The 1254-nt window shown below is 61.0% G+C and carries 1 protein-coding gene; it reads left to right on the forward strand.

Annotated features, from left to right (window positions below):
* A partial coding sequence (locus tag ACWKXT_RS24175; protein ID WP_454542704.1) for a prophage tail fiber N-terminal domain-containing protein occupies positions 1-1254 on the forward strand: 1254 nt, incomplete at both ends.

The following is a 1254-nucleotide window of genomic DNA, read 5'->3' on the forward strand; positions in this document are numbered from 1 at the left end:
CTGGCCTCAGAAAATCCGGATGAAGCCGGGCGTTACAGCATGGACGTTGAGTACGGGCAGTACAGCGTTATTCTGTTGGTGGAAGGATTCCCGCCGTCACATGCCGGGATCATCACCGTGTATGAAGATTCTCAACCCGGTACGCTGAATGATTTTCTCGGTGCCATGACGGAGGATGATGCCCGTCCGGAGGCTCTGCGCCGTTTTGAACTGATGGTGGAAGAGGTGGCGCGTAACGCGTCCGCGGTGGCACAGAACACGGCAGCCGCGAAGAAGTCAGCCGGCGATGCCGGCACATCTGCCCGTGAGGCGGCAACCCATGCGACTGATGCTGCAGGCTCAGCGCGTGCAGCCAGCACGTCAGCCGGACAGGCCGCGACTTCGGCTCAGGAGGCGTCTTCCAGCGCAGGAACGGCATCAACAAAGGCCACTGAAGCATCAAAAAGTGCTGCCGCTGCAGAGTCCTCAAAAAGCGCGGCGGCCACCAGTGCCGGTGCGGCGAAAACGTCAGAAACGAATGCTGCAGCGTCACAAAAATCAGCAGCCACTTCTGCATCCACTGCGACGACGAAAGCGTCAGAAGCCGCCACTTCAGCCAGAGATGCGGCGGCCTCCAAAGAGGCGGCAAAATCATCAGAAACGAACGCCTCCACAAGCGCCAGCAGTGCAGCCTCCTCGGCAACGGCGGCAGGAAATTCCGTGAAGGCGGCAAAAACGTCCGAGACGAATGCCAGGTCTTCTGAAACGGCAGCGGAACAGAGCGCCTCAGCTGCGGCAGACTCTGAGACAGCAGCTGCATCATCGGCCCGTGAGGCGTCCATTAAGGCAGAGGAGGCAGCAGTCAGTGCCACCGCCGCCGGAAAATCGGCAGAAAGCGCCGCATCATCCGCTTCAACAGCCACAACGAAGGCTGGCGAAGCCACTGAACAGGCCAGCGCAGCAGCGAGGTCTGCTTCCGCAGCGAAGACATCCGAAACGAACGCGAAAGCGTCGGAAACCAGCGCAGAATCCTCAAAAACGGCTGCCGCATCGTCCGCCAGTTCGGCGGCGTCATCGGCATCATCTGCGTCTGCTTCAAAAGATGAGGCGACCAGACAGGCGTCAGCAGCGAGGGGCAGCGCCACGACGGCATCCACGAAGGCGACAGAGGCTGCTGGCAGTGCGGCAGCGGCAGCACAGAGCAAAAGTACGGCGGAATCCGCGGCAACGCGCGCCGAGACAGCAGCAAAACGGGCAGAGGATATTGCATCCGCC

The sequence above is a fragment of the Enterobacter sp. UPMP701 genome, from assembly GCF_053709515.1.